Source organism: Bacillus sp. CH_70 (genome assembly GCF_038007045.1).
In the GTDB taxonomy this organism is placed as follows: Bacteria; Bacillota; Bacilli; order Bacillales; family Bacillaceae_G; genus Bacillus_A; species Bacillus_A cereus.
In genome coordinates, this window is record NZ_JBBOWL010000001.1 from 1,181,643 (window position 1) to 1,207,901 (window position 26,259).

Here is a 26,259-nt window from a genome sequence, read left to right on the forward strand (position 1 = left end):
AAATTTATAAATTAAGAGCGATGAAATGTATCGCTCTTTTTATTATGGAATGAGTTGATATATTGTTAAAACTATACAATAAACAATTACAGTTAAAAGCGTATTTAGAGAATGCATATAAAATAAAATACAATCCAGCTTTAAATGAAGTGTGGACGGCAGGCTTTTCATTGCCATTCACTGATTTGAAGCGAGAAGAAATCGAAACGTTTGATTATGTGGAGATATTTGATAATGAAAAGCGTATAGGGATGTTTCGCATCATGGATAGCATGGAGGAACGAGATGCGGAAAAGAAAATTATAACGTATGAATGTGAGCATGTTTTATCTACATTGTTAGATGGCGTGCTTTTTGGTTTTCATCAGTTATCAAACTATACAACAAAAGATGTTATATCATACGTATTAAGCAAACAACGTATTAAGAATTGGAAAATAGGGAAATGCGATTTCATTCGTTATTTCCATTACTCTTGGGAAAATGAAAATACATTACTCGGACCTTTATTAAGTATTCCGAAACCGTTTGATGAAAAATACCAGTGGACTTGGGACGATTCTTCCTATCCTTGGACATTAAATTTGGAACAGTATTCTAATGAACTTACAGCAGAGCTTCGATTTAGGAAGAATATGAAAGGTATTAAGCGGTATATTGATCCAAAGGATGTTATGACAAGGATTTATCCGTATGGTTATGGTGAAGGTGTCAATCAATTAACAATAAAAGATGTAAACGGTGGTGTACCTTATATAGATGCGCCAGGATTCATTAGAGATCTTTATGATGGTTTTGATTATATTTGGGTAGATAGAAGATTCCAAGATGCACAGTCGTTGTATGACTCGGCTAGAATGATGCTGATTAAAAATTGCACACCAAAAGTAAGGTATGAAATTGATGCTATTGATTATGAGTTGATAGATCCATACAAGCTCGAAAAGTTCGAGACAGGAAAAATGGTAAGACTTTTTGATGAAGATTTAGATATTTGGGTTGACTTAAGGGTAATGAATCATCCGAAAGATGATGCGAGGGGAAATCCTCTTGCTGTGAAATTAACGTTAGAAAATAAAGTAACGGATTTAGGCACGACGCAAGCTGATATCGAAAAACGTCAGCAAATCAATGAACTCTATTCACAAGGAGCAACTAACATCGATTCGCATGATTATAACGATAATTGTGATCCTGAGAACCCAGCTGTAATTAAGTTCTTTTTACCTGAGGATTTAGTGAATATAAATTCTCTAATACTGACATATGAAACAGAAGAATTCAGGTCATATGGTAAGGCAACAAAAGGTGGTGGAGCTACAGTACAGAGTACTGGTGGAGGAGGCGCGATTGTAGCCAGCACTGGTGCTGGAGGTGGCACTGTTCAAAGTACTGGAGGAGGCGGTGGGACTGTCCAGAGTACCGGTGGCGGTGGTGCTCAAGTTAGTACGAGTACTTCTGGAGGTGGGGTATCGAAATCCACTGAAAGCGGCGGCGGTTCAACTCAGACAAGTGGTGCAGGCGGAGGGATATCAACAACCTCTGATCATAAAACGTTTCTTGAGCTTTCTATTATGTCAGGAGTACCTGAAAACAGTATAGGTAGTGAAAATTGGGGGAATCATCTGCATGAAATTAAAATACCAGGTAATTATTTCACGCATAATCATGTGATAAATTTACCAAATCACTATCATTCTGTACTGATTCAACCGCACAGTCATAATTTTTCTGTGCCATCTCACAGCCACCAAATCACATTGAATGATCACGTGCATCAGATAATACTAAAAGACCACATCCATCAAATAGTACTAAATGATCATGTACATCAGATAGAGATTAAAGACCATATACATGACATTCAATTGCCCGATCATGTGCATGATATTGCGCATGGTATTTATAAGCTATTAGAAAAACCAAGTAAAGTATCGATTAAAGTTGATGGAAACATAGTGCCGGTTGATTCCATATCAGCTGAAAATATCAATCTTATTCCTTACCTTTCTAAAGATGGCGGAGGGAAAATAGAACGTAATAAGTGGCACGTTATCACTATCACACCCGATAAATTAGGAAGAGTAAATGCTAACATTATTTCACGTTTATTTATTCAATCACGTACAGGAGGGACTTTTTAAAATGAAAAATTTAAGAGAGTGGTTAATTAAGAAATTGGTTGGAAATAAACCAATTATCATGAATGTTACTCTGGTTGTGGACGAACCAATTAAAGGTTCAAGTACACCAGGAATATATGATAAGTGCAGCATTAGTTACAGTGAAAAATTACAAAAGGAGATGGGTTTACATGAAAACAATTGAGGTATATACAAATGCAGCTGAAAAATTGGTAGTGCAAACAGATGATTATAATCCAGTGTTACTTAATCAGCAATTGAACAATGGAGAGGTTACTACTGTTTTAATTGGTGATAACATTTTTGCTCGTTTTGATATTAAAAGAGTGGTTGTCCCTATAGATTCCACGGATAATTCTTTAAAGAAAGTAAAGGTACTATTAAAAAATGGACAATCAGTTGAAATTCCTGTAGAAAAAGATTTTGATATTAAATTCTTAAATACACAATTAAACAGTTCTGCTGTAACCACAGTATTAATTGGTTTGAATATTTATCAAAAATTTGAGGTTTCGCAGGTTTCTCTAATTAAAGAAGAAGTTACAGAATCAGAGCAACCAACAGAACCAGTTATACCACCGACTGAAGAGTCAGGTGAAACAACCGAAAATTAACCAGAAAAGACAGAGCAGCTATAAACTGGTCTTTTTTTATTGTCAAAAAAGGAGATGAGAACATTGGAGGATGCAATTTTTAATTCAGTTATTCAACAAGGGGCATTTGCAGCGTTATTTGTGTGGATGCTATTTACTACACAAAAAAAGAATGAGCAGCGTGAAGAAAAGTATCAACAAGTAATCGATAGAAACCAGCAAGTTATTGAAGAACAAGCCAAAGCATTTGGATCTATTTCTAAAGACGTAACAGAAATTAAGCAAAAACTATTTGAAGGGGATGTTCAGTAATGAGACACGTTGTAGACTTATCAAAATGGAACGATAAAATAAATTGGGCAGTTGCAGCACCACAAATTGAATTAGCTATTTGTCGTGTACAATATGGTTCAAATCTAGTGGATCATTTGTATAATGACCATGTAGCGAATTTAGAGAGATACGGTATTCCACATGCTGCTTATGCGTATGGATGTTATGTATCTGTATCTGATGCAATTGTGGAAGCAAAGGACTTTCTAGCAAGGGTAAATCCTAATGCTAAATTCCTTGTATTAGATGTGGAAGACGATACAGTAAAATCAATGAAAAGCAAAGGTAATCTTAATGATTTAGCTAAAGCATCACAAGCATTTATCGATACATGTAAAGCTGCAGGTTGGAAAGTAGGATTTTATGTAGCACATCATATGTACGGTGATTACAATCTACAAAGTGTACAAGCTGATTTTGTTTGGTTGCCACGCTATGGAACAAATGATGGTAATCCACAAAAGAAACCAGCCTATCCTTGTGATATCTGGCAATATACCGACAATGGTCATATTGATGGTATTGGAAAAGTTGATATTAATTTATTGCAAGGTGACAAAACGCTGAATTGGTTTACAGGAGAGAACCAGTCAGAACAGTCTATTGCCAATGGTGGTTACCAATATGTTAAATCAGGTGGATTTGGTACTAATTTATTAAATGAAGCGATTCAAGCTATGGTCGATCGTGGTATAAAGGGAAGTGTTAATGTAGATGCACTTTCAGGACTATGTTATATCCAAACGGAAGTATTACCTAATACAGAATTAGATAAAATTACTTGGTGGATGGATAATAGACCTGAAGGTAAGTGGTTTTATGAATATATCAAAGTAAAATAGAAAGTGCCGGTTCTTAATTGAGCCGGCCTTTTTTGTTACAAATCAGATATCCTTCTAACTTGTTTTTCTTTCTTTTTAAAGTTCCTCTTATATTGTTTGAAGTCTTCTTTGCCCACTTTGAATTTCTCTCCATTAGCTACATTTTGAACTAAGTATGTTTTAGCAAAAATAGATTTTATCCCAAAATAAAGAGCGTAGAGTATGAGTGACCATCCTAATGTAGGAATTAATAAAATAAATGCAGTAACAATAAACCATATTTCAGTGGTTGAATTTACACGTTTTAAAATCAAACGTTCCCCAGTTGCAGCCCGAGCTGGTTCTAATTGTTGTATCCGTTGTAGCGATGCTACAGTATCATAACTCATGAAATAACCTCCTCAAAGTAATAAGTAAATCATAACGATTTTACGTAATAAATATAAATATTACATCCCCATAAATTCTTTATCAAAGTAGAACTTGTCCATTAAGTTATTTACAATCCCGTTGAAATAAGCGAATTTACCCTTGTTCATTTTTGTACCAAATTTAATTTTCATAACGAATTCTTTAATAGCTTTTAAGCCAATAGTAAGTTCCTGGTCTTTATCGAATGCTTTCTCACCTGTAGAGAAGTTTGTAACTTTATTGCACTGTCTTACGACCTTCCATAGTTCTTGAATTGTTTTTGATTCATGATAAAAAGAGCTAACTAAAGAAACAAAATGTTTTGGTACCCAGTGAGCAACAAAATCAGCTTGTTCAATATTCTCTTCTGGTGTATTGCTATTCTCATTACTATTACGTTTGTTTTTATCTTTTATATTTTGTTTTAAGGAAACAGGGGTTGTTTTAATGGTAGGACACTTTGTAGGACTTTTTGTATCTACCTTGTTGGACACTTCTTCCACAATCGGTTGAATAATAATAGCGTTAGAAGTTTGAAGCATATCCTTTGTACGCTTCATCGGTACCTGTTTAATCATCTCTAGATCCACAAGCTTCTTCATTAAACGTTGTACAGTTTTATATGAAACTTCCATTTTTTCAGCTATTCTATTTTTGCATAGGAAACTAACACCTACATATTTACAGCTGTGGCGCTTTAAAATTTCAAGTAACGTAATAAGTTTTGATTGTACGTCAGTACGTTTAATAGACATACGGATAGCGTCTCTGTATGCACGTACAGTTTTATTTAGTTCTTCTACTTCTTTAAATGTAGAAAGATTGTGGAAGGATTCTTTAGTTGCGATAACATCAATACGTTTCTTTTCCATCATTAATTAGCCCCTTTGTTTAAACAAAAAAGCAACAGAATGCCATGTGTAAGCAAACTGTTGCTAAGGAGCCCTTACGTACTGTAAAATAGTCCGTAAGAGTACAGCAAGTGTTTGCCTAGTGTGATTAGGCGGACGGTATATAGAGTGTTGGTAGCACTTTATATACACGCTGTGCTCTTTTGTTGTAGTTATATGGTGTTCGGTCAATTGATGACTGGGCCACAGCTTTTAGCTCATTTAGCACAAATTCACGTTTGGTTTAAAGAATATGGGGTAAATATTAAGGAATAAGGGAAAAGCGGCTTACAATTATGTAAGTCGCTTTTTATTAAAGAAATTGTCATATAAAATTCAAAATCATATTATAAATAATACTTAATTAGAATTATTATTTTGACGTACTTATTATTGCTTGTTATAATTGGAAACAAACGTTCTGAAAAGGATTCTCATTTATAAAATTGAGGTGTTATATAGATGACAAAGAAAAAAATAGGTTTACTCGTAATGGCGTATGGAACACCAGAATCATTAGACGATGTAGAGGCATATTATACACATATCCGTCACGGGCGTAAGCCGTCAGAAGAAGCGCTTGAAGATTTAATTGAGCGCTATAAAGTGATTGGTGGAATTTCGCCGCTTGCAAAAATTACGAAAGAGCAGGCGCATAAATTAACAGATTCAATGAATAACATATTTACAGAGTATGAATTTACTTGTTACTTAGGTTTAAAACATACTGCGCCATTTATAGAAGATGCTGTAGAGGAAATGAAGCGAGATGGAATTGAGCAGGCGATTAGTATCGTATTAGCACCGCACTATTCTACATTTAGCATTAAAGCGTATAATGATCGTGCTATTCGTCTTTCGAAAGAAATCGGTGGTCCTGTTATTGAACCAATTGAACAATGGTATGATGAACCGAAATTTATTTCGTATTGGGCAGACCAAATAAAAGAAACGTTTACAGAAATTGATGATAAAGAGAAAGCAGTCGTAATTTTCTCAGCGCATAGTTTGCCAGAAAAGATTATTGCAGCAGGAGACCCATATGTAGAACAACTAAAGCATACGGCAGATTTAATTGCAGAAGCTGCAAATATTCAAAACTATACAATCGGTTGGCAAAGTGCTGGGAATACTCCTGATCCATGGATTGGTCCAGATGTGCAAGATTTAACGAAAGATTTATATGCAGAGCATGGGTACGAATCTTTCGTATATTGCCCAGTTGGTTTTGTAGCGGAGCATTTAGAAGTTTTATATGACAACGATTATGAATGTAAAGTTGTAAATGATGAATTAAATGCCAAATATTTTAGACCAAGTATGCCGAATGCACAATCTGCATTTATCGACTGTTTGGCTGAAATTGTTTCAAAAAAAGTGAAGGAAATAGTTGACAAAGGTTTAGTTTTGAATAATAATTAGTTTATAATAATTTTAAATAAATAATAATTACTATGAAAGAAAGAGGAGGATCCCCCTAGATGAATCCAAATAATCGCTTAACAACAAACCAAGGTGCTCCAGTTGGAGATAACCAAAATTCTCGTACAGCTGGTCGTCGTGGACCAGTATTATTAGAAGACTATCATTTAGTAGAAAAACTTGCGCACTTTGATCGTGAACGTATTCCGGAGCGTGTTGTGCATGCACGTGGTGCAGGTGCTCACGGTGTATTCGTAACGAAAAATAGTATGAAGCAATATACGAAAGCGGCATTTTTACAAAATGAAGGAACTGAAACGCCTGTATTTGTTCGTTTTTCAACGGTTATTCATGGTCAAGGTTCTCCTGAAACAGCACGTGACCCACGTGGGTTCGCTGTTAAATTTTATACAGAAGAAGGAAACTACGATATCGTAGGTAATCATTTACCGGTTTTCTTCATTCGTGATGCAATTAAATTCCCTGATATGGTACATTCTTTAAAACCAGCACCTGATACGAATATTCAAACGCCAGATCGTTACTGGGATTTCATGACGTTAACTCCAGAATCTACACACATGATGACATGGGTATTTTCTGATTACGGTACACCAGCAAGTTATCGTGAAATGGAAGGTTTCGGCGTCCATTCATTTAAATGGATTAATGAAGAAGGTAAAATTGTTTACATTAAATACCACTGGAAACCACAGCAAAGTGTACGTAACTTAAGTGCAAAAGAGGTGCAAGAAGTACAAGGAAAAGACTTCAACCATGCAACTCGTGACTTGTTCGATGCAATCGAAAAAGGAAATTATCCGAAGTGGGATTTACACGTGCAAGTGATGCAACTAGATGAAACGGATTCTTTAGACTTTGATCCACTAGACCCAACGAAAGTATGGCCAGAAGATCGCTTCCCGTTAATTGAAGTAGGGACGATGACGTTAAATCGTAACCCGAAAAACTTCTTCGCTGAAGTAGAACAAGTGGCGTTCTCTCCAAGTGCAACTGTAAATGGTATTGAACCATCTGAAGATAAATTATTACAAGGTCGTTTATTCTCTTATCCAGATACACAGCGTTACCGTCTTGGTGCGAACTACTTACAAATTCCTGTAAACTGCCCGTACGCAGCTGTTCATAATCAACAACGTGATGGTGCGATGCAAATCAATCAAAACCCATCTACAATTAACTACGAACCGAGCCGTCATGCAGAGAATCCGGTTGAAGACAAAGCTTACCGCGATTCAACTATGAAAGTAGAAGGCTATGTATCTCGTGAAAAAATCGAGAAACCAAATGACTTCAAACAAGCAGGTGAGCGTTACCGTTCATTCTCTAAAGAAGAGCAAGATAACTTAATTGCAAACTTAACAAATGATCTAAAAGACGTAAATGAACGCACAAAATTATTAGCTGTTTGTAACTTCTTCCGTGCAGATCAAGAATACGGTATGCGTTTAGCGCAGGCATTAAATGTTGATATTACGCAATATGTAGGAAATGCTCCGAAATAAATAGGAAAAGACGACTGTTATGAAACGGTCGTCTTTTTTATGTGTAAAGTTACACGCGGGTATTCTTCAGTTTCGTTATGTCGGAATTTGTTGGTAAATCGATATCTTGTGTCGAAACGTTGATATATTGAAAGAAACAATCGATATATTTGAAAAATCGTTGATATATCCAAAAAAACGTTAATATATTTCCAGCTATACTAGGTGGGGTATGTTGCCCGGTGCGCAAAAAAGTGATGCAATCTATTACTAATAGATTGCATCTCTTTTTTTAGTTTGCTCGCTCTGCATGTTCATAAGCTTTCTCACCATGCATCGAAATATCAAGTCCCATATGTTCCTCGTGCTCATCTACCCGAACAGGGAGGAAGAAGTTAATAACTTTAATAATGGCATAAGTCATTATTATTGTGAATGCATATGTTGCTCCAATTGCTACCAGTTGTTTAAACAGTAAAGCGGCATTTCCGTAAAATAATCCGTTTGCACCATCTCCGTTTATGGTAGTGGTTGCAAATAGTCCTGTTGCAATACCGCCCCAAGTTCCTCCGATGCCGTGGCATCCAAAGGCATCAAGTGTATCGTCATACCCGAATTTTGTTTTTAAGAAGAAAACGGCGCCAAAGCATAATATACCACCAATTGCTCCGATAAGAAGAGCGGAGAAAGGTGTAACGAACCCGCAAGCTGGTGTAATAGCGACTAGACCAGAAACAACTCCGCAAGCAGCTCCCATCGCAGTCGGTTTTGATTGGAAGAACCATTCAGAAAGCATCCAAGTTAGAGCGGAGGCAGCAGCGGCTATATTTGTATTAATAAATGCAGTTAAAGCTACGTCGTTTAAGGATAATGCGCTGCCGACGTTAAAACCGAACCAGCCAAACCATAATAAGCCTGCGCCTAACATTGTAAATGGCAAATGGTGAGGAGAAGAACCATTTATGTTTTTTCGTTTTCCAAGGAAAATAGCTAATACAAGACCAGCAACTCCGGAAGTGATGTGAACGACGTTTCCGCCAGCGAAGTCTAGTGCCCCAAGTTCCCTTAGCCACCCGCCGACGCCCCATACCCAATGAGCGACAGGATTGTAAACGATCGTTGTCCATAGAAGGATAAAAATAAGAAAGGCAGAAAATCGCATTCTTTCAGCGAATGCACCTGAAATTAAAGCTGGAGTTAAAATGGCGAACATGAGTTGAAACATCATGAATAAATTGTGAGGAATAGTAGATGAGTAGTCTGGATTTGGTGCGTAGGTAACTCCGTTTAGCCCGAACCAATCAAGTGTACCGATAATCCCGTGCCAATCTGGTCCGAATGATAAAGAATAGCCGATAACAATCCATTGAATCGAAACGATAGCCATTGCGCTATAACTATGCATCGTTGTACTGAGTACATTTTTGCTGCGAACCATACCTCCATAAAAAAGTGCCAATCCTGGTGTCATTAACATGACCATTACTGTCGTTACAAACATAAAAACCGTATCTCCCATATTCATGATTTTCCCTCCTGTAATGTTAGAAAAAATAACATCATTTTGTTATGTTTCATATCATATTCGAAATTAAACTAAAAATCAACTAAAAATTCAGAAAATTATATAAATGATGTTAGGAAATCTAACATGTATTATTTTGTGAGGGTTGAAATCGACATATGCGTTTCATTCAGAAAATTGGTATAATATTCTTGTAATTAAAAAACTTGGGGGATGCGTGTGGGAAAAATACGGACTAGGAAACTATTCATTTGTTTTTGCTTAGCTGTTGTTTTGTTTGTACCAATACATACTTTTGCAGACGAAAAAAGAGAGTGGCGAGACGAAGTTATCTATTCCATTATGATTGATCGCTTCAATAATGGAGAACCGAAAAATGACAAACAGTTAGAAGTTGGTAATTTAGAAGGGTATCAAGGCGGGGATATAAGAGGAATTATAAAAAGGTTGGATTACATAAAAGAAATGGGTTTTACTACCGTTATGCTTTCGCCACTTTTTGAAAGTGGAAAGTACGATGGATTAGACGTGCGAAATTTTAAAAAGGTAAATGAACATTTCGGGACAGAAAATGATGTGAAAGAACTTGTAAAAGAAGCTCAGGCAAAAGGAATGAAAGTTGTATTTCAATTTCCGCTTGGAGAAAACGAACAACAGGTAATTGACGCAATGAAATGGTGGATAAAAGAAGTTGATTTAGACGGAAGCTATGTTATACATAGTGAAAAAAAGTCGCGTTCCTTTTGGGATAACGCGCAAAAAGATATGCAAGTGATAAAGAAAGATTTTCGTATTATGACAAAGGAGGATAGCGAATACAACGAAAAAATAGTAGAATCGTTTTCCAAAGCGGATGTATCGGTGAAATCGTTATACGATGTGAGTAAAAAAGAAGGGGAATTTGTTACGTTTTTAGATGATCAAGAAACAAAAAGATATGCGCGTATTGCAAAAGAAAATATGTATTATCCGCCATCACGTTTAAAACTGGCGCTTACATATTTGTTAACATCACCTGGGATTCCGAATTTTTATTACGGAACTGAAATTGCATTAGATGGAGGAAGTGTACCCGATAATAGACGATTAATGGATTTTAAGTCAGACGAAAAATTTATGCAGCACATAACAAAACTAGGTGAACTTAGGCAGGCGAGACCGTCTTTACGACGCGGTACGTTTGAGCTTCTGTATGATAAGAGCGGGATGAGCATACTAAAACGAAAATATAAAGATGAAGTAACTTTAGTAGCAATTAATAATACGAAAGAAACACAAAAAGTCTCCTTACCTGCAAGTGCAATTGGTGAAAAACAAGAGTTAAGAGGATTGTTGCAGGATGAAATTATAAGAGAGGAAAACGGAAAATTTTATCTCGTTTTAAAGCGTGAAGAATCAAACGTGTATAAAGTTAACAGAGAAACAGGTGTGAATTGGTTATTTATCTCCTTAATCGTTGGTGTGAATGTATTATTTATTGCGTTTTTAATTGCAGTTAAAAGGAAACGTAGATGAGATGAGAAGTTACGCACTCTATGTTCATGTCTTCTTATTAGATTTGTAAGTTTGTTCGGTGGGGCCAGGTTAGGGAGAAAGTCTTCTTCCTAGCCTGTTTTTGTGTCAATACGGATAGAGAAAGACCTTTGAAACAAACAATAATTGCAACTATATTAATTTTACATTACATTAAAAGTTAGAGAATACTCTTATACTAATATAGTACTAAATAGTAGGTGGGAAAATGGAATTTTACGATTTGGGTATTACCATTAAAGAGCTTAGAATTAAAAAAAATATATCACAATCCGAATTATGTCATGGAATATGTTCGCAAAGTCAAATTAGCAAAATAGAAAAAGGTATGATTTATCCATCTAGTATATTGTTATATCAATTATCAGAAAGACTTGGTATTGACCCAAATAATATATTTGCATTAACTCAAAACAAAAAGTTAAAATATGTAGAAAATGTAAAATGTGTAATAAAAGATTGCTTAAAGCAAAAACAATATAAAGAACTTTATGAAATCGTGAAAAAAGAGAAAGATGAAAAAATTTTTCAGGCAAAAGAAGATAAACAATTTCTCCTATGGCATGAAGCAATTGCTGTATTTGAGGTGCACAGATCCATAAAAATTGCTTTAAAGCTTTTAAATAATGCATTAAAACTAACTTTAACCAATGTTGATTTTTTATCAGAAAGAGAAATAGATATTATGCAGACAATGTCTATATTTTATGCGGAAAATAAAGAATATGATAAAAGTATTACTATATTACGAAGATGTGTAACTAATTTTAATAAGTTAGATTTTCCGAGAGATAAAGCGATTAAATTAAAAATCATTTTTAATTTAGCGAAATGTTTAGGTATGACCTATCAATATGAAGAAGCGGTAAAATACATTGATAAGGGCATCAAATTAGCTATTAATCTAAATACTCTATACTTATTAGGTGAACTTTACTATTTAAAAGGATGGAATTTATTAAGATTTAAACAACAGAATGAAGAAGATATTGCAAATAACATGAAAAAAGCATTATTTATATTTGAACTAACAGAAAAAGAAAATCTGATAAAAATGGTTAAAGAAAAATATTTTGAAAACCAAACTGAAAAAAGCCACTCATAATAAATTTGGAAATTACTTGAAATGTAATAAAACCTACAGGGGAAATCCCTGTAGGTTTTACACTTATAAACTTTCTTCTAAAATATTAGTGTTTAATATAAATTTTTGAATAAGAATTTACTTAGTGTACTTTTTATTTTGAAGTCTGCATCTTTATTAACAATTTATGCTTCTTTTTAATTACATCCAAATATTGTTGAAATTGAGATAGTTCAAGTCGGAGGAAGGCACTTTGAGGTGTCTTTTTTTATGACCTTTATCAATAACTATTTAATGTTTTTTAAATGATTACATGACATATTTTTTTTGTACCAAGCTTTGTTGATACAGTTAGACTTATCCGTTAGTGTATTCGTATTATTAGAACATCCTACAGTATTTAGGGAGAATGTGGCCAATAAAAACCATAATATTAATTTCTTCAAATAACCACTTCTAACTCTTTTTTAATTAACATTTTTTAAAATACTTATTAATTTTACATTACATTAAAGGTTGGAAAATATTCTTATACTCATAAATTGTTACGTTTTGGCGAGGAGAGGAATTATGAGTTATAGCAATTTTTAAGATGACTTTGGCCTAGGATGTAATTACTAAGAAAAGTAATTCAAATCGAAGGGAAAACGTCTTAAGGTGTCTTTTCCTTATTTTCAATTTACTTAGTGATTTTTACCGCACATACCCTTTTTTCTATGGTTTGTTCTTGTAATATTGTCTCTACAAGACAAAAAGAAAACTCCTCTAATTAAGAGGAGTTTTCTTTTTAGCGGTAGTTAATGAACTGTACGTCGATTGGTAAATCAGCGCTACGAACAGCTGCGATTACGGCTTGTAAGTCATCACGGCTTTTCGCTGTAACACGTACTTGATCGTCTTGTACTTGTGTTTTTACTTTTAATTTCATTTCTTTAATGATGTTGTTAATTTTTTTAGCGTTATCTTTATCGATACCTTGTTGAAGTGTTGCACGTTGGCGAACAGTGTTGCCAGTTGCAGCTTCAACTTTTCCGTAATCTAAGTTCTTAATTGGAACGTTACGTTTTACAAGTTTAGAAATTAAAACGTCTTTTACTTGGTCTAATTTGAACTCGTCGTCAGAAGTTAAAACTAGTACTTCTTTTTCTAATTTAATATCACTTTTACTTCCTTTAAAGTCATATCGGTTTTGGATTTCTTTTAATGCGATATTAATTGCGTTTGTTACTTCAGGTAATTCTACTTTCGAAACGATGTCAAAAGAACTATCTTTTGCCATAGTTAGCACCTCCAAATAAATTTCTAATCTTGTTATGTACTGTATATACTAAAGTATAGCTGAAAACGAGTCTAGACTTAAGTGTTTTCGTACTTATATTCATGGAACCTCATTTTATTATAGTGAATTTTGGGCAGTTGGACAAATACAGGAAAAATCATGTTATAATTAACTTTTGTTTGGAATGATAAAAAAGATAATTTTATATATATAGAAGGGAATTAAAAAATATGTATTTGCAAATAGGATCGATTGAACAGGTAACTGTTTTACGCGAAACGGAAATCGGATATATGGTTGGGAATGAAGAAGAAGAAATTTTCCTACATAAAAACGAAGTAGCTGGAGAAATTGAAGAAGGCGATACGATTGATGTATTCTTATACCTTGATCACCAAAATCGTATTTCAGCAACAATGAAGGAACCGATTATTACAACGTATGATTGGAACTGGGTAAAGGTTGTAGAAGTTATTCCTAGTTTAGGTGTGTTTGTTGATATTGGTGTGTCAAAAGATATACTAATTCCAGCTGATGAGTTCCCAATTTATATGCCGGTATGGCCAGAAGTAGGCGACGAATTATATTGTACGTTAAAATTAACGAATCGTGATCGTTTAATTGCTCTTCCGGCAAGAGACAGTGATATGCAAGAAATTATCGTAGATGCAACGCCATCTATGCGTAATAAAAACGTAAATGGACGTGTATATCGTTCGCTTCAAGTTGGTTCATTCATACTAACTGATGAGCATTTCCGTGCTTTCTTACACCATACAGAAAGAAAAGAACAAGTTCGCATCGGTGAGCGTGTAACGGGCCGTATTATTGACGTGAAAGATGATGGTACAATTAACATTTCACTTCTTCCTCGTAAAGAAGAAGGAATGGAAGACGATGCGGCAGTAATTTATGCATATATGGAAGAACGAGGCGGAGCAATGCCGTTTTGGGATAAGAGCCATCCGGAAGATATTAAAGAACGCTTTAACATGAGTAAAGCTGCATTTAAGCGCGCACTTGGTAAATTGATGAAAGAAGAAAAAGTTTACCAAGAAGAAGGTTGGACTTACTTTAAGAAATAAGATAGAAGATTAAAAAGCACAACCTTATGTAAAAAGATAAGGTTGTGCTTTTTTAATTTCCTTGCGGTGAAACAAGAGTAAATGTATCTTTCAAATCACTATCGTTTATTTTAATATTCGCCTTTTTTAATTCCTCTTGTAATAATTTTTGGCTGAATGCAGGATCAGCAGTACGTTCTTCCTCTAAGTTTTTGCGAATAGAGTTTTTTACCTCATCGTAAGGTTTTAGATCTTTTTTATCAGTTAATTTAATAACGTGATAACCGTTTGATGATTTTACGGGATTGCTAATTTGTCCAACATTTAGTTTGTAGGCAGCGGTTTCGAATTCAGGAGCCATTGTACCTGAATTGAAGTATCCAAGGTCTCCACCTTTATCTTTTGATAGTAGATCTTGTGATTCTTGTTTTGCTAATTCTTCAAATGAAGCACCAGCATCTAATTTACTCTTTATTTCTTTCGCTTCATTTTCGTCACTTACTAAAATGTGACTCGCTTTAATTTCTGGCTTATAGTGATCTTTTACGTCTTTTTCTGTAATGCTTTTCTTAATCGCATCATTCATAGCAAGTTTGAACTTAATTTGATTTTTGAAATCCTCTTCATCTTTTAAACGATTGTTTTCTAATACTTTTTTGAATTGATCTCCATATTGTTTTTTTACTTTTTCTACTTCTTTATTTACCTCTTCATCAGGTACTTTATATTTTTTTGTGATGACGTCTTGTGCCATCATTTCGTATAGCATGTCTTTTCCGTAACGATCTTTCAATTGTTTTTCGAAGTCGTCCTTCGTAACAGTCGAGTCTGTTGCTGTGGCGACTGTAGCTGAGCCGTTTTTTTGTCCGCAAGCAGATAGCATCAATATACTTATTAGTGCAGTAATAATGAAAATATGTTTCCCTCTCATGCCAACACCTCATCCGAATATGTTATCGCTATTGTAGAATATAGAAGTGAACATGAAGTGAATTTTTAATGTTTTTTCCTTTAAAATGTAAAAAAGTACATCAACATAATTGTTGATGTACGATGGGATCAAAGGTGATCGGTCTTTTTAGAGTATGCACGTTTACCTTGCTGAATATTTTTTTGCTCTTGCTCATTTTTTTGTGTGCGTTTTGCATTATTATCGCGTGCTTTTTTGTCGTTATCACTCGTATGTGGCATATGTATCAACTCCATTTCTAAACGTTGTACGTTTATCATTTCCTTTTTCGTAAAGACTATGTATAGCGGTGCATTTATGAAGGGTAAAGGTGGATTCGAAATGGATTTGAAGTTGAATTATACTGAACTTATAAAGAAGTTAATCGTTGTAATCATCGCAGGTTTATTAAACGCGATTGGGATGAATTTATTTTTAACGCCAGCGAAAGTGTATGCGAGCGGCTTTGCTGGATTGTCTCAATTATTATCACAAATATTAGGTGATTTTTTATCGATTCACATATCTACGGGAGTATTGTTTAGCTTATTTAATATTCCTGTCGTTATTTTAGCGTGGAAAAAGGTTGGAAAGGCCTTCACCTTTTTTAGTTTTCTTTGTGTTATATTTATGACTTTGTTTCTAGAAATCATCCCTGTTAGAGAGGTTTCGAATGATATCATATTAAATGCGATTTTTGGCGGGATTATTTCGGCAATTGGAGTAGGGATTGCTTTAAAGTGGGGTGCTTCTACAGGTGGATTAGATATTATCGCTATGATTTTATCAAAAATAAAAGATAAGCCTGTCGGTACATACTTTTTCTTTTTTAATGCAATTATCATTATCGCTGCTGGCTATGTATATGGATGGGAAAAAGCGTTATATACGTTAGTGACTTTATATGTATCGACGAGAATTATTGATGCAATTCATACTCGTCATGTAAAGATTACAGCATTAATTGTTACGAAGAATGGGGCGGACGTAAGAAAGGCGATTCACTCGCGATTAGTAAGAGGAATTACAACGATACCAGCAACAGGTGCTTATACGAATGAAAATAAAGAAATGTTAATGATGGTTATTACCCGTTACGAGTTATACGAATTGGAGAGGATTATTAAACAAGTGGACCCAGGTGCATTTACAAATATACTGCAAACAGTTGGGGTGTTCGGATTGTTTCGGAAAGATTAAAGAGGACCGAAGTTGGTCCTCTTTTTTAATGTACATTCGTAATGTTTTGCAATTGCTCTTGCATTTCACGGAGCTGAACTTTTTCAGCAGTTGAAGAGTTTGCGTAAGCGGATTGCAAAGCATTTTTTGCTCTATATACGAGATCTTGTTGCTCAGTACCGCTTGAACAAGATACGGCATTTTCAACAGCATCTCTAGCTTGTTGGAATAGTAAGTTCCCCATTTAAACCCCTCCAAAAGAAGAGTTACTTCTTGCCTTTTCTGCCTCAGCTAATGTACCTCTGTACGGGAATCTTGCATCATGCTTCATAACAGCATCGGCTCCTTGTTGGATAAAACGCTTTGATTTGTTCTTTTTACCCATTCGAAAAACCCCCTTTATTTAGCTGAAAACAATCGACGCGATGTCTCTTGCGTCTACTTATAGTATGGACATTTGGCAGGAAACTATAAGTAGGGAATTTTTAGATTACAACCCAAGAACCTCTTCTAAATATAAAGCGATACCATCTTCTTCGTTCGTTAACGTCGTATGGTTTGCGAGTGATTTTAATTCAGGGATGGCATTCCCCATTGCGATGCCGTGACCAGCAAATTCAATCATTTCAAAATCATTATCTTCGTCACCGAAAGCGATAATTCGCTCTTGTGGAATGTTGTAATGACTAGAAATTTTTTGTAATCCAACCGCTTTATTTAATCCGCTTTTCACAATCTCAATAATCGGCCAAGGTGCGCCCCATTTTCTATGATCGATTACTTCCGCGTGCATATCCGTTAAATGTTGACGAATTGCAGTGGAATGCTCGTCATGTGCATCAATTAATAAGCAAGTTGGATGATCGTTTAAAATATTTAATAAGTCTCCCGTAAAAATCTTAGGAGAGCCGAATTCGAAAATATGTTTTTTATCTTCATCAATTTCACGAACATACACATCGTCCATTACTTCCGCGTATATATTTTTTACGCCGAAATCAAAGCAAGCTCGTACAATTTCTTGCGCTGTTGCTAGCTCAAGAGGAGAGTGATGTGTTCCCCAGCTTGAATCAAGAGGATGATGTACGTAAGCACCGTTAAAGTTTACGATAGGTGTGTTAAGAGCAAGTTCTTTATAGTAATCATAACTAGCACGGAATGGACGTCCTGTTGAAATAACAACAATATGTCCCTGTTCCTTTGCTTTTGCAATTGTATGTTTCGTTCGAGTGGAAATTATTTTGTTGTCTGTTAATAAAGTACCGTCTAAGTCTAATGCGATTAAATGTTGTTTGTTCATAATTTCACCTCTTATAATAATTTTTTTGTATCTATCTGTATTTCCGTTTTTAATATGCAGAAATAAGAGGTTAGACTCGGTGAAATCACCATAGATGGAAATTTCACTATATATCCATCTTACGTCTCAAAGTGCTGCGGTGTCTACTATTTATCGTTGGAAATTAAGAAAAGTCAACATCTTTTTAGAAAGTTCAAACAATGTTTCTTTCATTATGTACAAATTGTGAAAAGGGTTACATTGCTCGTGTGATGAGACTTATAATGAACATGTAATCTTCTCGTATATGTTTGACTCTCCTTTGAAACTAGCCTAGAGTAGGTTGGTTTCTTTTTTTTTCTACAAGTAGGAAAGAAATCCCTGCTTACGCTTGTATCATTCATATATATGTACAAGGACGAGATGTAGTACTGTTTCCTAAACATGACAGAAAACCTTTCTTTTAAAATGGATATACTAATGAGGCAAAGACGTCATGGAAGGAGAATGAAAATGGGACAAAATCGCAGGTTTCGTTCTGGACAAAAAGCGCCGAATGATGGTATTTATGTAGAAATTGGTGAAACGGGAAGTATGGTGAAAAATCCGCAAATGGTACAATTAACTGCCGGTGAAAAGTTTCCAGATAATACGAATCATAACCGTCAGTGGACATATAAAAGAAAACCGTAACAGAAGCCGCAATCGTTATTGCGGCTTTTTTGTCGTTACACATTATAATTTCATTTACCGTATTTTTAAAACAATATAATGAATGCTTCCTTTTTCTTTTTCCAATAATAAGTTTGAAAATACATAGGCAAAATTATTGTATAAAAAAGTCAGTTGGCGTATAATCAAATCAAAGGTCAAAGAAAGTCAAACTTTTGGAGGGCTGTAAAGATGGACTTAAATCAAATGACAACAAAAACACAAGAGGCGATTATGAGTGCCCAATCTTTAGCGGTATCTCATCATCACCAAGAGGTGGATACTGTTCATCTATTACTTGCATTATTAGAAGAGCAAGATGGATTAGCAGTACGTATATTTCAAAAAATGAATGTTGATATAGAAGCATTAAAGCAAAGCGCTGAAAGCTTAATTAAAAAGAAACCTTCTGTAACAGGGAGCGGTGCAGAGGTTGGAAAATTGTATGTAACGAGCGCTCTGCAACAATTGCTTGTAAGAGCAGGGAAAGAAGCAGAAAAATTGCAGGATGATTACATTTCAGTCGAACATGTATTGCTTGCTTTTTCCGAAGAAAAAGGCGATATAAATCAATTATTTGCAAGATTGCATATTACGAAAGATAACTTATTACAGTCTTTAATGACAGTTCGGGGGAATCAAAGAGTGACTAGTCAAAATCCAGAAGCAACTTATGAAGCGTTAGAAAAATATGGCCGTGATTTAGTGGCAGAAGTGAGAGCCGGGAAAATTGATCCTGTTATCGGCCGAGATAGTGAAATTCGACGCGTTATCCGCATTCTTTCACGTAAAACGAAAAACAATCCTGTTTTAATTGGTGAGCCAGGTGTTGGTAAAACAGCAATCGTTGAAGGATTAGCACAGCGTATTGTGAAAAAGGATGTACCTGAAGGATTGAAAGATAGAACGATTTTTGCGTTAGATATGAGTGCGCTCGTAGCAGGTGCGAAATTCCGTGGTGAGTTCGAAGAGCGTCTGCAAGCTGTATTAAATGAAATTAAAAAGAGTGAAGGACGCATTTTATTATTCATTGATGAACTTCATACAATCGTTGGAGCTGGTAAAACAGAAGGTGCGATGGATGCAGGAAATATGTTAAAACCGATGCTTGCTCGTGGTGAACTGCATTGTATCGGGGCGACAACATTAGATGAATATCGTAAATATATTGAAAAAGATCCAGCACTAGAAAGACGTTTCCAACAAGTATTAGCAGAAGAACCAACTGTTGAAGATACGATTTCCATATTACGTGGATTAAAAGAACGCTTTGAAATTTATCACGGTGTAAATATTCATGACCGTGCGATTGTAGCAGCGTCAGTTTTATCAGATCGATATATTTCAGATCGCTTCTTACCGGATAAAGCGATTGACCTTGTTGATGAAGCGTGCGCAACAATTCGTACAGAAATCGATTCTATGCCGACAGAATTAGATGAAGTAACGCGTCGTATTATGCAGCTGGAAATTGAAGAAGCGGCTCTTGGAAAAGAAACGGATCGTGGTAGCCAAGAGCGTCTAAAAACATTGCAACGTGAATTATCGGATTTAAAAGAAGTTGCAAGTGGTATGAGAGCGAAATGGGAGAAAGAAAAAGAAGACATTCACAAAGTTCGTGACTTACGTGAACATTTAGAACGTCTGCGCCGTGAATTAGAAGAAGCAGAAGGTAACTACGATTTAAATAAAGCAGCCGAACTTCGTCACGGGAAAATTCCTGCAATCGAAAAAGAATTAAAAGAAGCGGAAGAAATGGGCGCGCATAATAAAGAAGAAAGTCGTTTATTACGTGAGGAAGTAAGTGAAGAAGAAATTGCAGATATTGTTTCACGCTGGACTGGTATTCCTGTTGCTAAACTTGTTGAAGGCGAACGTGAGAAATTACTACGCTTAGAGCAAATCTTATCAGAGCGTGTCATCGGACAAGAGGAAGCAGTAAGCCTAGTATCAGACGCGGTTCTTCGTGCACGCGCTGGTATTAAAGACCCGAATCGTCCAATTGGTTCCTTCATTTTCTTAGGCCCTACGGGTGTTGGTAAAACAGAACTTGCAAAAACGTTAGCGCAGTCTTTATTCGATAGTGAAGAGCAAATGATTCGTATTGACATGTCTGAGTATATGGAGAAACACGCTGTGTCACGCTTAATTGGTGCGCCTCCTGGATATGTAGGATATGAAGAGGGCGGTCAATTAACAGAAGCGGTAAGACGTAAACCATATTCAGTTATTTTGTTAGACGAAATCGAAAAAGCACATCCAGAAGTATTCAACATTTTATTACAAATGTTAGATGATGGACGCATTACAGATTCACAAGGAAGAACAGTAGACTTTAAAAACACAGTTATTATTATGACTTCAAATATTGGATCTGCTCATTTACTAGAGGGATTAGAAGAAGATGGTTCGATTAAAGAGGAATCAAGAGACCTTGTAATGGGGCAATTAAGAGGACATTTCCGCCCTGAATTTTTAAACCGTGTTGATGAAATTATTTTATTCAAACCTCTTACAACGAATGAAATTAAAGGCATTGTTGATAAAATTGTAAAAGAACTACAAGGCCGTCTAGCTGACCGTCACATTACAGTAGAATTAACAGATGCAGCAAAAGAATTTGTTGTAGAAGCTGGTTTCGACCCAATGTACGGAGCTCGTCCATTAAAACGATACGTACAACGTCAAGTGGAAACGAAATTAGCAAGAGAATTAATTGCAGGAACAATTACAGACAATAGTCACGTAGTTGTTGATGTAGAAAATAACGAATTAGTCGTTCATGTGAAATGAAAATAAAAAAGAGTTCGGATAAAATCCGGACTCTTTTTTTAGTGTTGTTCTACTGGCTCGTTTGGAATTGCAGCTGAAATTGCGAGTACTAATACAGCAAGAACAACTGAGAAAATAGACGCTTGGTTAAAGTCGTATGTACCGCCAGTCATAGAGCCAATTACGTAGCTCATCATATGTACAAGTAAGAACGACCAAATTAATGCCCAAATGAAACGCATATTTTACACCTCTATTCGTTCAATCTGTCCTTATTGTAACACAATTGAAAAAAGAATATAGAAAAATATTTGTAGATTTTTCAACGCAAATTTGCATTCCGTTCATACATTATAAAAGAGTGGTTTTATATGTTTAGAAAATAAGGCGGGGGAAAAATGAGTATTACGGAACGTTTTTTTTACTTAGAAAAAGAACCATGTGTCATTTATTTACCGGAGAAGCCAAATGGATTTTCTGTTATGCTCCTCGGTGATTATAACTACTTTATTGAGAATGGTACAAGTTTATGGACACAACATGCGGGTAAATCTTATTTCTTACATGGTCTTATTGAGCAAGGCTACACGGTCTTTTCCTCTAATTTATACGGAAGACATTGGGGGAACGATCAATCTGTTCGTCTGGCAAAACGTTTATATGATGTTGTTTTGAGAAAAGAGACGTTAAATGCGAAGATGCACATTATGGCAGATGGTATGGGAGCGCTTGTGGCACTTGAAATGATGAACAAATATCCTGAATGTATTCGTTCTGTTGTTATGTTAAATCCGTGTTTAGATTTACCAGAATATGTGGGTTTTGAGAAAGAGCATAAGTTTTTTTACAAGAGACTCGTGAAGGAATTAAGTTTGGCGTATGATTCCAAAGAAGAAGAATTAGATTTAAAAATAAATAAGAAATCATTTACGCTTCTTCCATCTTGTGTACCTGTTAAAATTTTCGTATCAACACAAGAAAAAAGAGGAAGAAAACAGCAGTTGCGGAGATATGAGAAAATGAGGCAATTAAATCAATGTGATACTTCTGTCTTATTCCATCTGCAAGATGTGAAATATAAAATGGTTAGGCAAACGACCGATTTCTTTAAAAAATATGAAGAAGAATTGTGAAGCTCCCATATACATAAATGAGGAGCTATTTGTTTCAAAGGGAAAGGGTTGGTGGTATGGAACGCGTGCTGATAATAGGTGCACTTACGTTTGTAGGTTATCACCTTGTGAATAAAATGATCGCAGAAGAAGTAGAAGTGTATGGTCTTGATTTTGATGAATTCGATAGTATGACCAAAATTAATGAAGAGAAGTTATTGTTAATTGGGCGAAATGCGTTATTTACGTATTATTCGATAAGAGATGAAGATGGATGGAGATCGGTAGAGGAAGAGAGATTCGATACTGTCTACTTTTGCTTATATGAGCCAAATCAGCAATGTGGATTTCGGAATGAAAGAGTCATATTACAATATTTAAAGCGAATTATAAGAATGTGTGAAGAACAAAAAGTGAAGTTAAATTTAATTTCTTCTATTGAAGTAAGTAGTACAGGTGAATCCGAAAATAAGCGCCTATTTTTGAAAGTAGAAGAAGGATTGAAAAAAGGGAATTTAAAATATAGTGTATTTCGAGTTCCTACATTATATGGACCGTGGCAACCATCCTTTATGATGTATCATCAGCTCATTTTATCAGAATTAGACGAGAAAGAGTGCCGTTGTACGAGTGAGGAAAAAGGAAGTGATTTGCTTTACATTGAAGATGTATGTGAATACTTATGGGAAAATGGAACGAACGGGGCGCATCTTGGTATATACAATTTACTTAGTGGTAAACAGTCATTATGGGAAAAAGGTATGAATCTTTTACGCGCGGATGATAAAGTAAATAAAAATAATAATGAAATAAGAGATGAGGCTATTGAAGTCATTTCGATAAAAAGAAATACTCCGTTAGAATACGGTTTAAATAAGCAACTGGCACACATGAAAAAATATAAAGAGTTATACGAAGAGTAGCACGCGTGTTACACTATTGTATGTGAAAGTTTTAATGGAGAGGAAGAGTATAATATGAACGAAAAAAGCATGCAGTTTTTACAAATCGCAATGAAGCATTTACCGGAAGCGAAGGCAATTTTAGATGATAACGGAATTGCACTTGATATGGAGAAGGCACAGCCGGTGTTAGAGTTGTTAATGAAAGTTATGAACGAAGCTTATGAGCTTGGGAAAGCAGATAAAGAATAAAATCCTTCTTTTTTGATGGAGGGGAGGCTCGAATCGTGAGTAGAAGCGGTTCGGGCCTTTTTATTTGGAATGAAACACGAAAAGGTATGATTCTGTTTCTTTTAATGAAAAATAAAGTGGATAATGCGTTAGCTTTCTGTTTTATGCGAAATATATTCTAGACAAAAATACATTTATGTTTTAAAATTAGTACCAAGTCATAATAATTGATATAAAACGGAGGGCTGCGATGTGAACGTGGGCATTTTAGGGATCGGAAGATATGTGCCAGAAAAAGTAGTCACAAATCACGATTTAGAGAAAATAATGGATACATCCGATGAATGGATTCGTACGAGAACGGGAATTGCAGAAAGACGCATTGCCGATGATACAATAGATACTTCATATATGGCCGTAGAGGCTGCGAAAAAAGCACTTGAAGATGCAGGGGTTAGCGGAGAAGATATCGATCTTATTTTAGTGGCGACAGTAACACCAGATCGTGCGTTTCCAGCAGTAGCTTGTGTCATTCAAGAAGCGATTGGAGCGAAACATGCAGCTGCAATGGATGTGGGTGCAGCATGCGCTGGTTTTATGTACGGAATGATTACAGCGCAGCAATTTATTCAAACGGGGACTTATAAAAACGTATTAGTAGTTGGTAGTGATAAGCTATCTAAAATTGTAGACTGGAATGATCGAAATACAGCGGTATTATTTGGAGACGGAGCCGGTGCTATCGTAATGGGAGCAGTTTCAGAAGGAAGAGGCGTTCTATCTTTCGAATTAGGAGCAGACGGAAGCGGCGGTAAGCATCTATATCAAGACGAGTATGTTATGATGAATGGCAGAGAAGTCTTTAAATTTGCCGTTCGTCAACTTGGTGAATCTTGTCTTCGCGTGCTGGATAAGGCTGGTCTTACAAAAGAGGATGTAGATTTCTTAGTACCGCATCAAGCGAATATTCGTATTATGGAATCTGCAAGAGAGAGGTTAAATTTACCACAAGAAAAAATGAGTATGACAATTGAGAAGTTCGGTAATACATCAGCTTCTTCAATTCCGATTGCAATGGTAGAGGAATTGCAAAATGGACGTATTCAAGATGGTGATTTAATTATACTTGTTGGTTTTGGCGGCGGATTAACATGGGGAGCAGTTGCTCTTCGTTGGGGTAAATAAGGACTGAGAGAAAAAAAGGAGTGTATTTTGTATGGAAAAAAAGAGGGTCGTAATTACAGGACTAGGAGCTGTTACACCGGTCGGAACAGATGTTGAAACAGCATGGGAAAACATTAAAAAGGGTGTATCTGGAATCGGGCGACTTACAAGAATTGATCCAGAACTATTTCCAGCAAAAGTAGCAGCGGAAATTAACGACTTTGAAGTCGAGAAATATATTGATAAAAAAGAAGCGCGCCGTATGGACCGCTTTACACAATATGCAGTAGCAGCAGCGAAAATGGCAGTTGCAGATGCAAAGCTTGAAATTACAGAAGAAAATGGACCTCGAATTGGTGTATGGATTGGATCTGGTATTGGTGGTATGGAAACATACGAAGAACAATTTAAGATTTTTACTGAGAAAGGCCCGCGCCGCGTGAGTCCATTCTTCGTACCGATGATGATTCCAGATATGGCAGCAGGCCAAGTATCAATTGCAACAGGAGCAAAAGGAATTAACACTTGTTCTGTAACGGCTTGTGCATCTGGTGCAAACTCAATTGGTGATGCATTTAAAGCAATTCAGCGTGGTGATGCTGATGCAATGATTACAGGTGGAGCAGAAGCGCCGCTAACAAGTATGGCATTCGCAGGATTTAGCTCAGCGAAAGCATTAACATTTAATGAAGACCCAGCAACGGCTTGCCGTCCGTTTGATAAAAACCGTAGCGGTTTCGTAATGGGTGAAGGTTCAGGTATTTTAATTCTTGAAGAATTAGAGCACGCATTAGCTCGTGGTGCTCACATTTACGCGGAAATCGCTGGTTACGGTGCAACTGGTGATGCATTCCATATTACAATGCCTGCTCCTGGTGGTGAAGGCGGAGTGCGTGCAATGCGTCAAGCTTTAGCTGATGCAGGCCTACAGCCAGAAGATATTGATTACATTAATGCGCATGGTACAAGTACGGATGCGAATGAAAAATATGAAACGATGGCAATTAAAGAAACTTTCGGTGAGCATGCGTATAAAGTAGCAATTAGCTCAACGAAATCAATGACAGGTCACTTATTAGGAGCAGCTGGTGCTGTTGAAGCGATTTTCTCTATTAAATCAATTACAGACGGAGTAATTCCTCCAACAATTAACTATGAGACACCAGATCCAGAATGTGACTTAGATTACGTACCGAATCAAGCGAGACACCAAGAAGTAAATGCAGTATTAAGTAACTCATTAGGATTCGGTGGTCATAACGCAGTGTTAGTATTTAAATCGTATAAATAATAGATAAAATAAGGAGTTTTTCCGCATTATATTGCGAAAAAACTCCTTATTTATTTTTACGTCTT

28 protein-coding genes and 1 pseudogene are annotated in these 26,259 nt (G+C 35.8%); 19 read left to right on the forward strand and 10 right to left on the reverse strand.

What is annotated here, in order from left to right; genetic code table 11:
* The first annotated feature begins 62 nt into the window (after positions 1-62).
* From N2V79_RS06035 to N2V79_RS06055, 5 genes are all read left to right on the forward strand, one after another.
* A complete protein-coding gene (locus tag N2V79_RS06035; RefSeq protein WP_340719697.1) occupies positions 63-2,144 on the forward strand; it encodes a phage tail spike protein in 2,082 nt (693 codons plus the stop codon).
* 1 nt (position 2,145) lies between these two features.
* Complete coding sequence (locus N2V79_RS06040) at positions 2,146-2,328, forward strand: hypothetical protein (protein WP_340719698.1); 183 nt, start codon at positions 2,146-2,148, stop codon at positions 2,326-2,328.
* On the forward strand, positions 2,315-2,758 hold the full coding sequence (locus N2V79_RS06045; protein ID WP_340719699.1) for a hypothetical protein: 444 nt from the start codon (positions 2,315-2,317) through the stop codon (positions 2,756-2,758). The genes N2V79_RS06040 and N2V79_RS06045 overlap by 14 nt, the downstream gene beginning before the upstream one ends.
* Before the next feature lie 63 nt (positions 2,759-2,821).
* Positions 2,822-3,049 carry a BhlA/UviB family holin-like peptide gene (locus tag N2V79_RS06050; protein ID WP_000389069.1) on the forward strand — a complete coding sequence of 76 codons (228 nt, stop codon included), beginning with the start codon at positions 2,822-2,824 and terminating at the stop codon, positions 3,047-3,049.
* Positions 3,049-3,912: a GH25 family lysozyme gene (locus N2V79_RS06055; protein WP_340719700.1), complete on the forward strand. Its 864-nt coding sequence runs from the start codon at positions 3,049-3,051 to the stop codon at positions 3,910-3,912. The genes N2V79_RS06050 and N2V79_RS06055 overlap by 1 nt, the downstream gene beginning before the upstream one ends.
* Before the next feature lie 35 nt (positions 3,913-3,947).
* On the opposite strand, the gene N2V79_RS06060 is transcribed toward N2V79_RS06055, so the two are convergent.
* Together N2V79_RS06060 and N2V79_RS06065 are read right to left on the reverse strand one after the other, a co-directional pair.
* Positions 3,948-4,280 carry a hypothetical protein gene (locus tag N2V79_RS06060; RefSeq protein WP_340719701.1) on the reverse strand — a complete coding sequence of 111 codons (333 nt, stop codon included), beginning with the start codon at positions 4,278-4,280 and terminating at the stop codon, positions 3,948-3,950.
* Positions 4,281-4,340: 60 nt separating this feature from the next.
* Complete coding sequence (locus tag N2V79_RS06065; protein WP_340719702.1) at positions 4,341-5,174, reverse strand: helix-turn-helix domain-containing protein; 834 nt, start codon at positions 5,172-5,174, stop codon at positions 4,341-4,343.
* Positions 5,175-5,375: 201 nt separating this feature from the next.
* Between N2V79_RS06065 and N2V79_RS29210 the strand changes: the two are divergent.
* The 3 genes and pseudogenes from N2V79_RS29210 to katB form a co-directional block, all read left to right on the forward strand.
* Positions 5,376-5,468: pseudogene (locus N2V79_RS29210) on the forward strand (aspartate--ammonia ligase); the annotation flags it as partial.
* A 186-nt stretch (positions 5,469-5,654) separates the two neighbouring features.
* Positions 5,655-6,614, forward strand: coding sequence for a ferrochelatase (gene hemH, locus N2V79_RS06070; protein ID WP_340719703.1), 960 nt, complete (start codon positions 5,655-5,657; stop codon positions 6,612-6,614).
* A gap of 59 nt (positions 6,615-6,673) precedes the next feature.
* Entirely contained in the window at positions 6,674-8,140 is a 1,467-nt protein-coding gene (katB, locus tag N2V79_RS06075; RefSeq protein WP_078400955.1) for a catalase KatB, read from the forward strand.
* Between the two features lie 271 nt (positions 8,141-8,411).
* Here the strand turns inward: katB and N2V79_RS06080 are convergent, their stop codons facing one another.
* Entirely contained in the window at positions 8,412-9,644 is a 1,233-nt protein-coding gene (locus tag N2V79_RS06080; RefSeq protein WP_001055850.1) for an ammonium transporter, read from the reverse strand.
* Between the two features lie 213 nt (positions 9,645-9,857).
* On the opposite strand from N2V79_RS06080, the gene N2V79_RS06085 reads away from it, so the two are divergent.
* The gene (locus tag N2V79_RS06085) at positions 9,858-11,159 is read left to right on the forward strand and encodes an alpha-amylase family glycosyl hydrolase (protein WP_340719704.1); all 1,302 of its coding nucleotides are present in this window, start codon (positions 9,858-9,860) and stop codon (positions 11,157-11,159) included.
* Between the two features lie 226 nt (positions 11,160-11,385).
* Positions 11,386-12,282, forward strand: coding sequence for a helix-turn-helix domain-containing protein (locus N2V79_RS06090; RefSeq protein ID WP_340719705.1), 897 nt, complete (start codon positions 11,386-11,388; stop codon positions 12,280-12,282).
* Positions 12,283-13,048: 766 nt separating this feature from the next.
* On the opposite strand, the gene N2V79_RS06095 is transcribed toward N2V79_RS06090, so the two are convergent.
* Complete coding sequence (locus tag N2V79_RS06095) at positions 13,049-13,540, reverse strand: YajQ family cyclic di-GMP-binding protein (RefSeq protein WP_001040146.1); 492 nt, start codon at positions 13,538-13,540, stop codon at positions 13,049-13,051.
* A gap of 230 nt (positions 13,541-13,770) precedes the next feature.
* Here N2V79_RS06095 and N2V79_RS06100 point away from each other — a divergent pair, with 230 nt between their 5' ends.
* On the forward strand, positions 13,771-14,625 hold the full coding sequence (locus tag N2V79_RS06100) for a CvfB family protein (protein WP_000281259.1): 855 nt from the start codon (positions 13,771-13,773) through the stop codon (positions 14,623-14,625).
* A 52-nt stretch (positions 14,626-14,677) separates the two neighbouring features.
* On the opposite strand, the gene prsA is transcribed toward N2V79_RS06100, so the two are convergent.
* Positions 14,678-15,535 carry a peptidylprolyl isomerase PrsA gene (prsA, locus tag N2V79_RS06105; RefSeq protein WP_340719706.1) on the reverse strand — a complete coding sequence of 286 codons (858 nt, stop codon included), beginning with the start codon at positions 15,533-15,535 and terminating at the stop codon, positions 14,678-14,680.
* Between the two features lie 128 nt (positions 15,536-15,663).
* Complete coding sequence (locus N2V79_RS06110; protein WP_001120851.1) at positions 15,664-15,795, reverse strand: DUF3941 domain-containing protein; 132 nt, start codon at positions 15,793-15,795, stop codon at positions 15,664-15,666.
* 100 nt (positions 15,796-15,895) lie between these two features.
* Here N2V79_RS06110 and N2V79_RS06115 point away from each other — a divergent pair, with 100 nt between their 5' ends.
* Entirely contained in the window at positions 15,896-16,753 is an 858-nt protein-coding gene (locus N2V79_RS06115; RefSeq protein WP_340719707.1) for a YitT family protein, read from the forward strand.
* 25 nt (positions 16,754-16,778) lie between these two features.
* Here N2V79_RS06115 and N2V79_RS06120 read toward each other — a convergent pair whose 3' ends face one another.
* From N2V79_RS06120 to N2V79_RS06130, 3 genes are all read right to left on the reverse strand, one after another.
* Entirely contained in the window at positions 16,779-16,976 is a 198-nt protein-coding gene (locus N2V79_RS06120) for a DUF3813 domain-containing protein (RefSeq protein ID WP_000527408.1), read from the reverse strand.
* On the reverse strand, positions 16,977-17,117 hold the full coding sequence (locus N2V79_RS06125; RefSeq protein ID WP_000516816.1) for a hypothetical protein: 141 nt from the start codon (positions 17,115-17,117) through the stop codon (positions 16,977-16,979).
* A 105-nt stretch (positions 17,118-17,222) separates the two neighbouring features.
* Positions 17,223-18,032 carry a Cof-type HAD-IIB family hydrolase gene (locus N2V79_RS06130; RefSeq protein ID WP_001041231.1) on the reverse strand — a complete coding sequence of 270 codons (810 nt, stop codon included), beginning with the start codon at positions 18,030-18,032 and terminating at the stop codon, positions 17,223-17,225.
* A gap of 492 nt (positions 18,033-18,524) precedes the next feature.
* On the opposite strand from N2V79_RS06130, the gene N2V79_RS06135 reads away from it, so the two are divergent.
* Both N2V79_RS06135 and clpB read left to right on the forward strand, forming a co-directional pair.
* Complete coding sequence (locus tag N2V79_RS06135; protein ID WP_000531422.1) at positions 18,525-18,704, forward strand: YjzC family protein; 180 nt, start codon at positions 18,525-18,527, stop codon at positions 18,702-18,704.
* A gap of 210 nt (positions 18,705-18,914) precedes the next feature.
* The gene (gene clpB / locus N2V79_RS06140; protein ID WP_340719708.1) at positions 18,915-21,515 is read left to right on the forward strand and encodes an ATP-dependent chaperone ClpB; all 2,601 of its coding nucleotides are present in this window, start codon (positions 18,915-18,917) and stop codon (positions 21,513-21,515) included.
* 38 nt (positions 21,516-21,553) lie between these two features.
* On the opposite strand, the gene N2V79_RS06145 is transcribed toward clpB, so the two are convergent.
* Positions 21,554-21,736: a YjzD family protein gene (locus tag N2V79_RS06145; RefSeq protein ID WP_001211116.1), complete on the reverse strand. Its 183-nt coding sequence runs from the start codon at positions 21,734-21,736 to the stop codon at positions 21,554-21,556.
* A gap of 156 nt (positions 21,737-21,892) precedes the next feature.
* Here N2V79_RS06145 and N2V79_RS06150 point away from each other — a divergent pair, with 156 nt between their 5' ends.
* The 5 genes from N2V79_RS06150 (at position 21,893) to fabF (ending at position 26,194) form a co-directional block, all read left to right on the forward strand.
* A complete protein-coding gene (locus tag N2V79_RS06150) occupies positions 21,893-22,627 on the forward strand; it encodes a hydrolase (protein WP_000028690.1) in 735 nt (244 codons plus the stop codon).
* A 29-nt stretch (positions 22,628-22,656) separates the two neighbouring features.
* A complete protein-coding gene (locus N2V79_RS06155; protein ID WP_000487723.1) occupies positions 22,657-23,529 on the forward strand; it encodes an NAD-dependent epimerase/dehydratase family protein in 873 nt (290 codons plus the stop codon).
* A 54-nt stretch (positions 23,530-23,583) separates the two neighbouring features.
* Positions 23,584-23,760: a ComZ family protein gene (locus tag N2V79_RS06160; protein ID WP_001986215.1), complete on the forward strand. Its 177-nt coding sequence runs from the start codon at positions 23,584-23,586 to the stop codon at positions 23,758-23,760.
* Positions 23,761-23,991: 231 nt separating this feature from the next.
* Entirely contained in the window at positions 23,992-24,924 is a 933-nt protein-coding gene (gene fabH, locus N2V79_RS06165) for a beta-ketoacyl-ACP synthase III (protein ID WP_001100533.1), read from the forward strand.
* A gap of 31 nt (positions 24,925-24,955) precedes the next feature.
* On the forward strand, positions 24,956-26,194 hold the full coding sequence (gene fabF / locus N2V79_RS06170; RefSeq protein ID WP_000412656.1) for a beta-ketoacyl-ACP synthase II: 1,239 nt from the start codon (positions 24,956-24,958) through the stop codon (positions 26,192-26,194).
* The last annotated feature ends 65 nt before the right edge of the window (positions 26,195-26,259 follow it).